The following is a 13,134-nucleotide window of genomic DNA, read 5'->3' as shown; positions in this document are numbered from 1 at the left end:
GTTCTTATACTCGTCAGCACTCTCCGATAAAGAGTGCCAACCAATCTCGACGCAACAGAACAGGACGGACAGATGAGCCTACGCCCCTTGCACGACCGGGTCATCGTGAAGCGACTCGACCAGGAAACCACCACCGCCTCGGGCATCGTGATCCCCGACAGCGCCGCGGAAAAGCCCGACCAGGGTGAAGTGATCGCCGTCGGCCCCGGCCGCAAGGACGCGGACGGCCAGCGCCTCGTGCCCGACCTGCAAGTCGGCGAGCGCGTGCTGTTCGGCAAGTACGCAGGCCAGGCCGTCAAGGTGGACGGTAACGAATTCCTCGTGCTGCGCGAGGAAGACATCGTCGCGGTCGTCAATCAATAACGGAGCGCAATCATGGCAGCAAAGGAAATCATTTTCAGCGACGTCGCGCGTTCGAAGATGGTCGAAGGCGTCAACATTCTCGCGAACGCGGTGAAAGTCACACTCGGGCCGAAAGGCCGCAACGTCGTGCTCGAGCGCAGCTTCGGCGCGCCCGTCGTCACGAAGGACGGCGTGTCGGTCGCGAAGGAAATCGAGCTGAAGGACAAGCTGCAGAACATCGGCGCGCAGCTCGTCAAGGAAGTTGCGTCGCGCACCAGCGATGCCGCCGGCGACGGCACGACGACGGCCACCGTGCTCGCGCAGGCGATCGTGCGCGAAGGCCAGAAGTACGTCGCGGCCGGGCTCAATCCGCTCGACCTGAAGCGCGGGATCGACAAGGCCGTGTCAGCGGCCGTCGACGCGCTGAAGACGATCAGCAAGCCGTGCACGACGAACAAGGAAATCGCGCAAGTCGGCTCGATCTCCGCGAACGGCGAGGAGTCGATCGGCCAGCGCATCGCCGAAGCGATCGACCGCGTCGGCAAGGAAGGCGTGATCACCGTCGAGGACGGCAAGTCGCTCGCCGACGAGCTCGACGTCGTCGAAGGGTTGCAGTTCGATCGCGGCTACCTGTCGCCGTATTTCATCAACAATCCCGACAAGCAGAGCGCCGAGATCGAGAACCCGTACATCCTGCTGCACGACAAGAAGATCTCGAACATTCGCGACCTGCTGCCGGTGCTCGAACAGGTCGCGAAATCCGGCCGGCCGCTGCTGATCATCGCTGAAGACATCGAAGGCGAAGCGCTCGCAACGCTGGTCGTCAACAACATTCGCGGCATCCTGAAGACGATCGCGGTCAAGGCACCGGGCTTCGGCGATCGCCGCAAGGCAATGCTCGAGGACATCGCGATCCTGACCGGCGGGCAAGTCGTCGCGGAGGAAACAGGACTCACGCTCGAGAAGGCGACGCTCGCCGAACTCGGCCAGGCGAAGCGCATCGAGGTCGGCAAGGAAAACACGACCGTGATCGACGGCGCGGGCGACGCGAAGAACATCGAGGCGCGCGTGAAGCAGATCCGCGTGCAGATCGAAGAGGCGACCTCCGACTACGATCGTGAAAAGCTGCAGGAGCGCGTGGCCAAGCTGGCGGGCGGCGTCGCGGTGATCAAGGTCGGCGGCGCGACCGAGATCGAGGTGAAGGAGAAGAAGGACCGCGTCGACGACGCGCTGCACGCGACGCGCGCGGCCGTCGAGGAAGGCATCGTCCCGGGCGGCGGCGTCGCGCTGATCCGCGTGCGGCAGGCGATCCGCGAACTCAAGGGTGCGAATGCCGATCAGGACGCGGGCATCAAGATCGTGCTGCGCGCGCTCGAGGAACCGCTGCGCCAGATCGTCACGAATGCGGGCGAGGAAGCAAGCGTGGTCGTCGCGAAGGTGGCGGAGGGCACGGGCAACTTCGGCTACAACGCGCAGACCGGCGAATACGGCGACCTCGTCGAATCGGGCGTGCTCGATCCGACCAAGGTCACGCGCACCGCGCTGCAGAATGCGGCGTCGGTGGCCGGGCTGCTGCTGACGACCGATGCGACGGTGTTCGAGGCGCCGAAGGATGCGGCGCCGGCCGCGGTGCCGGGCGGCCCGGGTGCCGGCGGGCCGGGGTTCGATTTCTGACGAGCCGACGATCCGACGACGTGCCGCGGCGTGCCGGTTCGCCGGCATGCGCGGTGTTTCCGAAGTGATGCAACGCGTGGCGACGTCGGTCGTCACGCGTTTTTTTCTGGATCGCACGCAGGGACGGCAGGTCGACCGGGGTAAGATGAAGGCCCATTCCGCGTCACGGGCCCCCAATCCATGTCGACCACCATCAACACCCTGCTGCCGCTCGCCGGCGTCCTGCTGCTGAGCGTGGCCAGCCCCGGCCCGAACTTCGTGATCGTCACGTCGAGCGCGGTCGCGCAGCGCCGCGCCGGCGTGATGACCGGGCTCGGCCTCGCTGCCGCATCGGGCACCTGGGCCGCGATCGCGATCGGCGGGCTGAGCCTGCTCGTGACCCACGTCGCATGGGTGCACACCGCGCTGCGGCTGGCCGGTGCGACCTACCTGATCTGGCTCGGCCTCAAAATGGTGCTGACCGCGCGCAAGCCGTTGTCCGTCGCCGCGCCGGCTTCATCCTCCGGCTGGCACGCCGCGAAGAAAGGCTATGTGGTCAGCATGACGAACCCGAAAGCCGTCGCGTTCTACGGCAGTGTCTTCGCGCTGATGGTGCCGACCCACACACCGGCATGGTTCGATCTCACGGTCGTCGCGCTGTCGATCGGGATTTCGGGCGCGTGGTATTGCACGATGGCGCTGCTCGCGTCGCATCCGTTCGTGCGCCGGCTGCTGATCAAGCGCAAGGCCGTGCTCGATACGACAGCCGGACTGCTGCTGATGGGGCTTGGCGGGCGGATGTTGACGGGGCGTTGAGCGGCGTTGTCGTGGACGCAGCCCGCGAACACGATGAATGGAAACTGCTTTCGCCGCATCCCCGCTCCTGATACGGACACAGGCATAGCTTCCTGAATAACGATCCCGACGGACGCGGTGCATCGCCGACGCACCACGCCCGTCGCCGCCTCAAACGATCGGATCGACCACCGTCACCGCCGCGCCGCGCGCCTCGATGTCGCGCCCGGCAAGCAGGCACAAATCCTCGCGATGATGCGCGGCGACCACCTGCACACCAACCGGCACGTCATTGACGATCCCAGTCGTCACCGCCAGCCCGGGTAGCCCCATCGCCGGCAGCGCACGCAGCGTGAGCTGCGCCTCCCATACGCGCTCGAACCCTTCCGGTCCTTGCCTGTCGAGATCGTCGGGGAACGGCAACTCCGACGACACAGGCAGCAGCAGCACCGCGTATTCATCGAGAAACAGCCGCCATTGCCGCGTCAGCGTCGTACGCCGCACGAGTGCGCGGCTGATCACGTCGGCCGGCAGATCGCGCACCTTGCCGCGCACAGCCGCGATCACCGCGGCCGCGCCCGGATCGCCGTCGCTCTCGACCGCATTGGTCAACGCGTCGAATCCGTCGCCAAGCCAGAGCTGCTCCTGCAACAACGCGGCCTCGCGCATCGGCGGCGTATCGTCGATTTCATCGACGGTCCACCCTGCATCGACGAGCCGGCGCGCGGCATCGCGCAACGCAGCCTCGACTTCGGGCACGACCTGCAGGCCGCCCGGCCGCACGCACAGCGCCGCTCGCTTCGGCACCGCGCGGCCTTCGAACGGCACCGACACGTACCACGGGTCGCGCGGGTCCGGCGCGGCGAACGCTCGCAGCGCCAGCGCGAGATCGTCGATCGTGCGCGCGATCGGCCCCGTCGTCGACATCAACTGCGCGCCGATCGCACGCTCGGGCGACGACGCATTGAACGCCGGCACGCGTCCGAGCGACGGCCGGATGCCGTGCACGCCGCATGCATAGGCCGGGTAACGCACCGAGCCGCCGATGTCGGTGCCGATCGCGAGCGGGCCGATCCCGGCGGCCACGGCAGCCGCCGCGCCGCCGCTCGATCCGCCCGGCGTCAGCGACCGATTGCGCGGATTGTACGTATGGCCGTGCACGAGATTCGACGTGAACCAGCGCAGCGCGAACGTCGGCGAATTGGTGCGGCCGAGCAGCACCGCGCCGGCCTTTCTCAGGTTCGAGACCGACGGACTGTCGGCGCTCGCGATCAGGTTTTCCTGCAGGCGCGTACCGTTGGTCGTCGCGAATTCCGCGACGTCGACGTTGATCTTCACGGTCACGGGCACGCCGGCGAGCGGCCCCGGATCGTCGCCGCGCGCGATCGCGCGATCGACTTCGTCGGCTTGGCGCCGCACGTCGTCGGGGCGATGCTCGACCACCGCGTTGATCGCCGGGTTCACCGCATCGAGACGGGCCAGCGTCGCATCCGCCACTTCCCGCGCGGACACTTCACGTTGCCGCACCCGCTTCGCGATTTCAGTCGCCGATAGTTGCCAGAGTTGCTGCGTCATCAGAATGTGCTCCGAGAAACTCCGCCATGCCCCCAACGGGACTTCCTTCGAGGCGGATGGCCGGAAGGAGGCGCCGCGCGCCATTCGCATCGCGGCGCCGCATCGCTTACTGCGTATCGTGCTTCGCACGCTCCGCGGCCGCGATGATCGCGTCGGCCACGGCCTTCGGCTGGCTCAACATCGCGACGTGGCTGCCGTTCACGCGCGCGACCGTCGCGCCGATCCGCTTCGCCATCGTTTCCTGCAGCTTCGGATCGATCATCCGGTCCTGCGTCGCGACGACGAACGTCGACGGCTTCTCATGCCACGCGGCCTGCGTGACCTTCTGCGAAATACAGCCACCGTACCACGGCCCTTGCGTCGCCGCGACGACGCGCTGCTGCGCGGGCGACAGGTCCGGCGCGAAATCCTGCGCGATCGCCTTGTCCGACAGCGTCGCGAAACCGCCCGTGTCCTTGCGCAGCTCGCCGGCCCATGCCGGCGCCGGCAGCCCCTGCGTGACGTCGGCGATCGACTGGCCGTTGTCCGGCGCGAACGCGGCGACGTAGACGAGCGACTTCACCTTGTCGTCGTTGCCCGCATCGCTGATCACGACGCCGGCCCACGAATGGCCGACCAGCACGACGGGCCCCTTCTGCTCGTCGATCGCGCGCTTCGTCGCGGCGGCATCGTCGGCGAGCGAGCTGAGCGGATTCTGCACCGCTACGACATGCAGGCCGCGCGCCTCGAGCAGCGGAATCACGCGGTTCCAGCTCGACCCGTCGGCGAACGCGCCGTGCACCAGCACGACGTTCGTGCCCTTCAGGTCCTCCTTCGGCGCAGCTTGCGCCGCGACCGCACCGAACAACCCGCCAAGCACCGCCGCGGACACCAGCACCCGTTTCGTCAAACCGACCATCGTCTTGCTCCTTCCTGTCGTGTTGTACATCTGAAATGTTTACGTTGCGGCCGCGCCGGCGCTCGGCAGGCGCGGCAGCGGATCACGAATGCGCGTACAGGCCGTTGGCGGCATCCGTGCGTGCGTCGCCGGCTGCGGCGTAGCGGGCGGCCGGCACCGATGCGGCGGCGACGTTGTCGCCCTGCGACTTCGACGGACCGTTCTGGTCCGAGCGCGCGACCTGCTGCGCGGCAACGGCGTTCTCCGCGGCAGCGATATCGTCCGGGTAGTTGGCTTCGCCGCTGGCCGGGCTGTAGCCGGCCTTCTCGAGCCGGACGAGATCGGCGCGCACATCGGCACGCGTGAGGCCGTGGCCGGTATCGGCGAACGACAATGCGGGGATCGAAGCGAGGACGGCAACGGCGAGGATTCGAGCGACTTTCATGAGTGTTCTCCTAGAAGGAAGTGGGTGTATCGATCATTCGGCATCCGATCCAGATGGCTGGCATCGAATGTTTCCTGCATGTCGACAGTAGAACCCGCCCACGTATCCGGCATGTTTCCGAAACCGGTGCTTCCTGCATGCCAGTTTTTCAGAAGGGGCCGCAGACACAGTGCGATACAAACCCGCATGCGGATCCATCTCCCGTCATCCCGCACGACAAAAAAAGGCGTGCCTCGCGCGGCACGCCCTTCCGTCAAGCCGATCCCGTCAAATCACGTCACGGCGCCAACCGCGTGAACACATAGTCGTGATTCTTCACGCGCGCCTGGTGACACGCAAAGCACGTCTGGTGCTGACCGATATCGGCCGGCACGCCGTTGATGAAGCGGCCGAAGCCCCAGCCGCCCGTCGACGCATAGCGACGCGAATCCTTCACCATCACCTGCACGGTGGTCGCCTGGCCCGGCACGGTCGCCGGCGGGAACTCGTCCGACTGCTTGCGCTTGTACGCGAGCTTCACGAGGATCGTGCCGTCCGGAAACGGCAGCGTCGACTTTTCGAGCGCACGCATCGCGACAGGGTTGCCGAGCACCACGCGCAATTCGTCGAGCGGCGCCGCTTCCTCGGCCGGCGCGACCATTTCCCACTTCCGGTAGCCGGGCGGGATCGTCACACCGTAGATCGGCGACGCGGCCGGCTTCGGCTGCTCCGCGAACGCGGCCGGGCCGCTCGCCGACAACGCACTGACCAGCAACACACCCGCGACGAGCGCACGGCGCGCGCCGTGACGCACCACTCCGATATGCGCCCGCATCACAGATGCTCCACTTGCAGGATCGCCTCTGCGAACGCCTGCGGCGCTTCCTGCGGCAGGTTGTGGCCGATGCCGCCGGTGATCGTGCGGTGCTGGTACTTGCCGGTGAACTTCTTCGCATACGCGGCCGGGGCCGGATGCGGCGCGCCGTTCGCGTCACCTTCCATCGTGATCGTCGGCACGGTGATGACCGGGCCGGCCGCGAGCCGCCGCTCGATGTCGTCGTATTTCGCTTCGCCCTTCGCGAGACCGAGGCGCCAGCGATAGTTGTGGATCACGACCGCCACGTGGTCGGGATTCTGGAACGCCGCGGCGCTGCGCGCGAAGGTTTCGTCGGAGAACTGCCACTTCGGCGATGCGAGCCGCCAGATCAGCTTGTTGAACGCATCGAGGTTCTCCGCATAGCCGAGCGCGCCGCGCTCGGTCGAGAAGTAGAACTGATACCACCACTGGAGTTCGGCCTGCGGCGGCAGCGGCTTGGTGTTCGCCTGCTGGCTGCCGATCAGGTAGCCGCTCACCGACACCAGCGCCTTCACGCGCTGCGGCCACAGCGCCGCGATGACGTCGGCCGTGCGTGCGCCCCAGTCGTAGCCGCCGAATATCGCACGGTCGATCTTCAGCGCATCCATCAGCGCGACGATGTCGACGGCCGTCACCGCCTGCTGGCCGTTGCGCAGCGTGTCGGCCGAGCGGAACGTCGTCGATCCGTAGCCGCGCAGGTACGGCACGATCACGCGATAGCCGGCCGCCGTGAGTAGCGGCGCGACGTCCGCGTAGCTGTAGATGTCGTACGGCCAGCCGTGCAGCAGGAACACGACGGGGCCGTTCTTCGGCCCGAGATCCGCATACCCGACGTTCAGCACGCCCGCGTCGATCTGGTGGATGGTGCCGAGCGACGCCGCGCCGGCCGCGCGGTTCGTCGGTACATCGGGCGCCGACTGCGCGTGCGCCAGCGAGCTGAAGCCGAGGTCGGCGAGGCTCAGGCTTGCGATTGTCGTACCCAGGATCAGGCGGCGGCGGCTATTCACGGTATCAGGCATGACTGGTTCTCCATTGTCGATCGCTAAGTAAGGGGCCCACGGCAGGTGCGGGCGCTCCGGTATCGCCGTTCACGCAGGCCGCGCATCGCTCCGCGCCGCCGTGTGAATCGCTTCACCGGATTTATATCCGAACCATTCAGACGCTTTGTATCCCAACGTATCTGTGTTCGGATACGACACAGAGCGATTCAAAAAACGCCCGCGACGCGATGCGTTTCGGGGGCCGCGCAACACACGCGCCCGCTTGCACCGATGCGGCAACGGACGCAGGCCGGCATCGCAACCGGCCCGCGCGCGCCCGTCGAGCCGCGCTTACGCGCGACGCAACGGCCGGAACCCGGCACGCACTTCGCGTGCGAACAGCTCCGGCTCTTCCCATGCCGCGAAATGGCCGCCCTTGTCGACTTCGTTGAAGTAGATCAGGTTGTGATAGCTGCGCTCGGCCCAGCTGCGCGGCGCCTGATAGATCTCGCCGGGAAACACCGTAATCGCGGCCGGCAGCGAGATGTCCACCGCGTTGAAGTTGTTCGAGTGATCCTCCCAGTAGATCTGCGCGGAGGACGTCGCCGTGTTGGTCAGCCAGTACAACGAAATATCGTCGAGAATCTCGTCGCGCGGAATTGAACGTTCGGGTACGCCGCCGCTGTACGTCCACTGCGAGATCTTGTCGTACATCCACGCGGCCTGCCCCGACGGCGAATCGGCCAGCGCGTAGCCGACCGTCTGCGGACGCGTGACCATCATCGCCGAGTAGCCGCAGTTGTCGCGATAGAACGTCGCGAGCTTCTCGTACGCGGCCTTCTCCTTCGGCGACAGCGATGCCGGGGCCGGCGCGTCGACCTGGAGCAGCGTCGCGATGTCCGGCGGCACCGTCGCCGGCATGTTCACGTGAATCCCGGCCAGGCCCTGCACGCGCTGCATCGCCATCCGGTGCGAGATCACCGAGCCGCAGTCGCCGCCCTGCGACACGAAGCGCGTATAGCCGAGGCGCGCCATCAGCTCGCCCCATGCGCGCGCGATGTGGTCGGAGCCCCAGCCCGTCTTCGTCGGGCGGCCCGAGAAACCGAAGCCCGGCAGCGACGGCACGACGACGTGGAACGCGTCGTCGGCACTCGCACCGTGCGCGGTCGGATCGGTCAGCGGGCCGATCGCCTTCACCAGCTCGAAGACCGAACCGGGCCAGCCGTGCGTCATGATCATCGGCATCGCATTCGCGTGCCGCGACCTGACGTGGATGAAATGAATGTCGAGCCCGTCGATTTCCGTGATGAACATCGGGAAGCCGTTCAGGCGCGCCTCGCCTTTGCGCCAGTCGTAGTCGGTGCCCCAGTAGCGCAGCAGCGCCTGCATGCGCGCGAGCCGCACGCCCTGCGATTCGTCGGCGACGGTCTCGCGGCCCGGCCAGCGTGTCGCGGTGATGCGACGGCGCAGGTCGACCAGTGCGTCATCGGGGATATGGGCGGTGAACGGGCGTATGCCGGTGTCGCCGGTTGCCGCATGCAGCGCGGTGGGCAGCATCGCGGATACACCCGCGGCCACGGACGTGGCCAGCAGGTGCCGACGCATCGGGGAAAACGGTGTGGAAGACATCGCTCGGCATCTCCTTTCGTGAGGTTGAAAGTGAACATGCCGCGCGCCCGGGCGCGCCTTCGCTTTCATTCGGGCACGCGGCGTTCACGCGGCGTTCACCCATTTGAAAGGTCTGATGTATCCGGGATGTGTCTGATTTGTACCCGTTTGTAGCGGGCGGGCGAACGTCGACGTCAGGGGGCGATCCAGCGGCCTTCGTAGCCGTCGTCGGTCACGTCGAAGATCGCACGGCGATGACCGCTGCGGGCAAGTTCGAGCCAGTCGATGCGCGTTACCGTGACGTGGACGAGGCAGAAGTTCCGATAGCCGTCGTCGGTGGGGGCGTCGCCCGGGCTGGGCGTGACGTGCGCTTCTTCAGGCGACTCGATCGGCGTGCCCGGCCGCAACGGTGCGCGATACAGCAGCAACGTATGCGGACGGCTCGATTGCCAGATCGCGCGCCGTTGCGCTTCGTCGTCGCAGATCGATGCGACGCCTTCCGCGCGAATCTGCACGAGCGCGTCGAGATCGTTCGCGACGACGGCGATGCGAGGATCGCGGCGCAGCTCCGCCACCTTCTCCGACCGCGCATCCGTATGGAACGCCAGCAGACGATCGGCGCGGCTCACTTGCCGCAACACGATCGTGCGCACCTTCGGCGCGCCGTCGAGGCCGAGCGTCGCGGCCTGCATCATCGTGAACGGCGAGCGCTGCGTGCCGACGCCGGACTCGAGGCACGACCAGAGACGGTCGTAGGTTTGCGTGAGCGATTCGGAAGCGGGATCGGACATGATGGCGCGGCGATCTTGCGGGATTCGGTCGCGCTAGCTTAACCGTTTCTTCAGTGGCGAAGCTCGCGACGCGCCCACGATATCCGTTGCAAACCCGCCGCCGCGCGGTTCAGTTATAGCCGAGGACGACCGGTGCGGCGTCGCTCGTGTCGGTCCAATCCGCGCCGAAGCGGCCGAGCACGTCCGCGACGTATTGCGGCCCCGCGCCGATCTGCGACGACTTGTGCTCGACGGGACGGATATCGGCCATGCCCGGCGCTTCATCCAGCCATGCGGTGTCATTGATGACGATGTTCATGTGTGTCTCCTCACGCGGCCAGCGCCGCACCATATGCGCGCACCAGGCGCGCCACGCCTTCCCGGATCGCGTCGACGTCGGGCGCGGCGAACGACAGCCGCAGCGATGCAGGGTCGACGTTGTCCGCGAAGAACGCCTTGCCCGGCACGAAGACGACCTTGTTCGCGATCGCCTGTTGCAGCAGCACGTCCGACGATACCGCGCCAATCCGCGCCCACACGAACATCCCGCCTTCGGGGCGATGGAACGTGATCGCATCGCCGAAACCGTCGTGCAGTGCGTCGCACATCGCGTCGCATTTGCGCTGGTAGGCCGCCGTGATGCGCGGCAGATGGCGTTCGAGCGCGCCGTCGGCGAGATATTCGGCGGCGGTCGCTTGCGTCCACGGCGTGCTGCACAGGTCGACCGTCTGCTTCGCGATCACGCAGCGTCGCGCGATCTCGGCCGGCGCGATCGTCCAGCCCACGCGCAGCCCGGGCGCGACGATTTTCGACAGGCTCGCGAAATGCACGATCCAGTCGCGCGCGCCTTCGACTTCGTTCGCGAGCGCGAGCATCGACGGCACCGGTTCGCCCGCGAAACGCAGGTCGCCGTAAGGATCGTCCTCGATGATCAGGAAACGGTATTGCACCGCGAGACGCAGCAGCTTCAGCCGGCGTTCGCGCGTGAGCGTCGCGCCGGTCGGGTTCGCGAAGGTCGGGACGGTGTAGAGCAGTTTCGGCTGCGCGATCGCGCCGGACGCGAGTTGCGACGCGAGGCGGTCGACGTCGAGGCCTTCACCGTCGACCGGGATCGTGACGATGCGCGCTTGCTGCAGACGCATCGCCGACAGCGTCGCCGGATAAGCGGGCTGTTCGGTCAGCACGACGTCGCCCGACGCGACCATCACGCGCAGCAGCAGGTCGAGGCCCTGCTGCGAGCCGGTCGTGACGAGCAGTTCGGCCGGTGTGCACGCGACGTTGCGGCGCGCCATCAACGCAATCAGTTGCTGCTTCAGTTCGGCAAGGCCGTCGGTCGGGCCGTATTGCAGGCAGCGCACCGGCTGGGCGTACGCGCGTTCGGCGGCCGTGTTCAGGCCGTCGACGTCGAACAGGTCGCTGGCCGGATAGCCGCCCGCGAACGAAATCATCCCCGGCTCGGAGAGGTACTTGAACAGCTCGCGGATCGGCGAACCGGCAGGATTCTGGAATGAGGGCGTAAACGCGTACATGTCGTCGTGAGCTGGATCGCACGGACGGCCGGGATAGCCGACAGGTGCCGCCCGCCCAGGGCGCTTCTGGCGCATGGGCGGGAATTCGAGCCACGATTGTCGATAGTCATTAACGCCGCCGCAAACGATATCTATGCACTAGGTCTTGCGGTTTGGTCATTAATTGGCGGCGGGTTTGCGCCGATGTTCAGGTTCTCTTCCGGTAAATAGCTACCTGACATCGGCCCGCACGCCCCCACCCCGCCCCCGATTACCTAGGTAATTGACACGTATAGACCTAGGTAATTGTCCTCCCTACCATGGGTTTCGACGCGACCCAAAGCGCCCCACACGAAGAGGACACGACCATGACCACCCAGGACGTCGACACCAGAACGTTACGACGCGTGATCGCTGCAGCGTCGATCGGCAATTTCGTCGAATGGTTCGATTTCGCCGCATACGGCTTTCTCGCCACCATCCTGACCCGCGAATTCTTCCCGAGCGGCGATCCGACGATCGGACTCCTGAAGACATTCGCCGTCTTCGCGGTGGCCTTCGCATTCCGCCCGCTCGGCGGGCTCATCTTCGGCGTCATCGGCGACCGGATCGGCCGCAAGCGCACGCTTGCGCTGACGATTCTGATGATGGCCGGCTCGACGACGTTGATCGGCCTGCTGCCGACCTACGCGAGCATCGGCTACTGGGCGCCGTTGCTGCTCACGATCATCCGCTGCGTGCAGGGATTTTCCGCCGGCGGCGAATACGCCGGCGCATGCGCGTACGTGATGGAACATGCGCCGCGCCGCCGCCGCGCATTCTTCGGCAGCTTCGTGCCGGTATCGACGTTCTCGTCGTTTGCCTGTGCGGCGGTGGTCGCCTATCTGCTCGAGTCGTCGCTGTCGTCGCAGGCGATGATCGAGTGGGGCTGGCGCGTGCCGTTCCTGATCGCGGCGCCGGTCGGCCTCATCGGCGTCTACCTGCGCGTCAACCTGAATGAAACGCCCGCGTTCCAGGCGCTCGAAGGCAAGCACGACATCGCGCACGCCCCTCTGATGGAAACGCTGCATTCGCAATCAAGGAATATCCTGAAGCTCGGCGCGTTCGTGTCGGTGACGGCGCTGTCCTTCTACACGTTCACCACGTATTTCGCGACCTACCTGCAAGTGGCCGGGCACCTGTCGCGCGGCACGTCGCTCCTCGTCACGGTGCTGGCTCTCCTCTTCGCCGCGGCATTGTGCCCGGTCGCCGGCCTCTTCTCCGACCTCGTCGGCCGCCGCGCGACGATCGCCACGACCGGCATCTTCATCATCGTGTCGGTGTATCCGGCCTTCTCGCTGGGCGGCTCGGGCGTGTTGTCGCACTCGCTGCTCGGCGTCGCGCTGCTCGCGATCGGCGCTGTGTTCTCGGGCGTGGTGACGGCGCCGTTGATGTCGGAAGTGTTCGCGACGAAAACCCGCTATACGGCGTCCGCGATCACGTACAACCTTGCGTACACGATCTTCGGCGGCACCGCCCCGCTCGTCGCCACGTGGCTGATCTCCGCGACCGGAACCAACCTGTCGCCTGCGTACTACCTGATCGCCGTGTCGATCTTCGCGATGATCGGCGGTCTGTCGCTGCCGGAAACGTCGAAGACGGCACTCGAGGAAGCCGGCCCGGCAACGGGGAGAGCCGCCCAGTCCGCGAAGCGCGGCGTCGAACGCGCCGTTTGAGCGGCCGTCCCGCACAACATCAACACACGGA

The 13,134-nt window shown here is 66.6% G+C and carries 13 protein-coding genes; 4 read left to right on the top strand and 9 right to left on the bottom strand.

Annotated features, from left to right (window positions below; genetic code table 11):
- The first annotated feature begins 72 nt into the window (after positions 1–72).
- The 3 genes from ACP26O_RS24235 (at position 73) to ACP26O_RS24225 (ending at position 2,811) form a co-directional block, all read left to right on the top strand.
- Entirely contained in the window at positions 73–363 is a 291-nt protein-coding gene (locus ACP26O_RS24235; RefSeq protein ID WP_006749630.1) for a co-chaperone GroES, read from the top strand.
- 12 nt (positions 364–375) lie between these two features.
- On the top strand, positions 376–2,016 hold the full coding sequence (gene groL, locus ACP26O_RS24230; protein WP_426356332.1) for a chaperonin GroEL: 1,641 nt from the start codon (positions 376–378) through the stop codon (positions 2,014–2,016).
- 180 nt (positions 2,017–2,196) lie between these two features.
- Positions 2,197–2,811 (top strand): LysE family translocator, encoded by a 615-nt coding sequence (locus ACP26O_RS24225; protein WP_175666099.1) that lies wholly within the window; start codon positions 2,197–2,199, stop codon positions 2,809–2,811.
- A gap of 150 nt (positions 2,812–2,961) precedes the next feature.
- On the opposite strand, the gene ACP26O_RS24220 is transcribed toward ACP26O_RS24225, so the two are convergent.
- The 9 genes from ACP26O_RS24220 to ACP26O_RS24180 all read right to left on the bottom strand — a co-directional run bounded on the left by ACP26O_RS24220 (position 2,962) and on the right by ACP26O_RS24180 (position 11,409).
- The gene (locus ACP26O_RS24220) at positions 2,962–4,365 is read right to left on the bottom strand and encodes an amidase family protein (protein WP_175666098.1); all 1,404 of its coding nucleotides are present in this window, start codon (positions 4,363–4,365) and stop codon (positions 2,962–2,964) included.
- A gap of 106 nt (positions 4,366–4,471) precedes the next feature.
- The gene (locus ACP26O_RS24215; RefSeq protein WP_012365341.1) at positions 4,472–5,263 is read right to left on the bottom strand and encodes an alpha/beta fold hydrolase; all 792 of its coding nucleotides are present in this window, start codon (positions 5,261–5,263) and stop codon (positions 4,472–4,474) included.
- A gap of 82 nt (positions 5,264–5,345) precedes the next feature.
- Complete coding sequence (locus tag ACP26O_RS24210; protein WP_012365340.1) at positions 5,346–5,687, bottom strand: DUF4148 domain-containing protein; 342 nt, start codon at positions 5,685–5,687, stop codon at positions 5,346–5,348.
- Between the two features lie 277 nt (positions 5,688–5,964).
- Positions 5,965–6,501 (bottom strand): cytochrome P460 family protein, encoded by a 537-nt coding sequence (locus tag ACP26O_RS24205; RefSeq protein ID WP_175666097.1) that lies wholly within the window; start codon positions 6,499–6,501, stop codon positions 5,965–5,967.
- Positions 6,501–7,541 carry an alpha/beta fold hydrolase gene (locus ACP26O_RS24200; protein ID WP_175666096.1) on the bottom strand — a complete coding sequence of 347 codons (1,041 nt, stop codon included), beginning with the start codon at positions 7,539–7,541 and terminating at the stop codon, positions 6,501–6,503. The genes ACP26O_RS24205 and ACP26O_RS24200 overlap by 1 nt, the downstream gene beginning before the upstream one ends.
- Before the next feature lie 312 nt (positions 7,542–7,853).
- Positions 7,854–9,131, bottom strand: a complete 1,278-nt coding sequence (locus ACP26O_RS24195; RefSeq protein ID WP_006749613.1) for an epoxide hydrolase family protein — start codon at positions 9,129–9,131, stop codon at positions 7,854–7,856.
- Positions 9,132–9,304: 173 nt separating this feature from the next.
- Positions 9,305–9,901, bottom strand: a complete 597-nt coding sequence (locus ACP26O_RS24190; protein ID WP_175666095.1) for a pyridoxamine 5'-phosphate oxidase family protein — start codon at positions 9,899–9,901, stop codon at positions 9,305–9,307.
- A gap of 109 nt (positions 9,902–10,010) precedes the next feature.
- Complete coding sequence (locus ACP26O_RS24185; RefSeq protein ID WP_175666094.1) at positions 10,011–10,199, bottom strand: hypothetical protein; 189 nt, start codon at positions 10,197–10,199, stop codon at positions 10,011–10,013.
- Positions 10,200–10,209: 10 nt separating this feature from the next.
- Positions 10,210–11,409 (bottom strand): PLP-dependent aminotransferase family protein, encoded by a 1,200-nt coding sequence (locus ACP26O_RS24180; protein ID WP_175666093.1) that lies wholly within the window; start codon positions 11,407–11,409, stop codon positions 10,210–10,212.
- Positions 11,410–11,756: 347 nt separating this feature from the next.
- On the opposite strand from ACP26O_RS24180, the gene ACP26O_RS24175 reads away from it, so the two are divergent.
- Positions 11,757–13,103: an MFS transporter gene (locus ACP26O_RS24175; RefSeq protein WP_126226517.1), complete on the top strand. Its 1,347-nt coding sequence runs from the start codon at positions 11,757–11,759 to the stop codon at positions 13,101–13,103.
- The last annotated feature ends 31 nt before the right edge of the window (positions 13,104–13,134 follow it).

Origin of the sequence: Burkholderia sp. R-40, from assembly GCF_049942845.1 — a bacterium.
GTDB classification, from domain to species: domain Bacteria; phylum Pseudomonadota; class Gammaproteobacteria; order Burkholderiales; family Burkholderiaceae; genus Burkholderia; species Burkholderia ambifaria.
This window is presented reverse-complemented; position numbering and strand designations above follow the sequence as displayed.

Excerpts from the sequence above, each read along its gene's own strand:
- ACP26O_RS24235 (WP_006749630.1), top strand. The coding sequence starts at position 73 with ATGAGCCTACGCCCCTTGCACGACCGGGTCATCGTGAAGCGACTCGAC.
- groL (WP_426356332.1), top strand. The coding sequence starts at position 376 with ATGGCAGCAAAGGAAATCATTTTCAGCGACGTCGCGCGTTCGAAGATG.
- ACP26O_RS24225 (WP_175666099.1), top strand. The coding sequence starts at position 2,197 with ATGTCGACCACCATCAACACCCTGCTGCCGCTCGCCGGCGTCCTGCTG.
- ACP26O_RS24220 (WP_175666098.1), bottom strand. The coding sequence starts at position 4,365 with ATGACGCAGCAACTCTGGCAACTATCGGCGACTGAAATCGCGAAGCGG.
- ACP26O_RS24215 (WP_012365341.1), bottom strand. The coding sequence starts at position 5,263 with ATGGTCGGTTTGACGAAACGGGTGCTGGTGTCCGCGGCGGTGCTTGGC.
- ACP26O_RS24210 (WP_012365340.1), bottom strand. The coding sequence starts at position 5,687 with ATGAAAGTCGCTCGAATCCTCGCCGTTGCCGTCCTCGCTTCGATCCCC.
- ACP26O_RS24205 (WP_175666097.1), bottom strand. The coding sequence starts at position 6,501 with ATGCGGGCGCATATCGGAGTGGTGCGTCACGGCGCGCGCCGTGCGCTC.
- ACP26O_RS24200 (WP_175666096.1), bottom strand. The coding sequence starts at position 7,541 with ATGCCTGATACCGTGAATAGCCGCCGCCGCCTGATCCTGGGTACGACA.
- ACP26O_RS24195 (WP_006749613.1), bottom strand. The coding sequence starts at position 9,131 with ATGTCTTCCACACCGTTTTCCCCGATGCGTCGGCACCTGCTGGCCACG.
- ACP26O_RS24190 (WP_175666095.1), bottom strand. The coding sequence starts at position 9,901 with ATGTCCGATCCCGCTTCCGAATCGCTCACGCAAACCTACGACCGTCTC.
- ACP26O_RS24185 (WP_175666094.1), bottom strand. The coding sequence starts at position 10,199 with ATGAACATCGTCATCAATGACACCGCATGGCTGGATGAAGCGCCGGGC.
- ACP26O_RS24180 (WP_175666093.1), bottom strand. The coding sequence starts at position 11,409 with ATGTACGCGTTTACGCCCTCATTCCAGAATCCTGCCGGTTCGCCGATC.
- ACP26O_RS24175 (WP_126226517.1), top strand. The coding sequence starts at position 11,757 with ATGACCACCCAGGACGTCGACACCAGAACGTTACGACGCGTGATCGCT.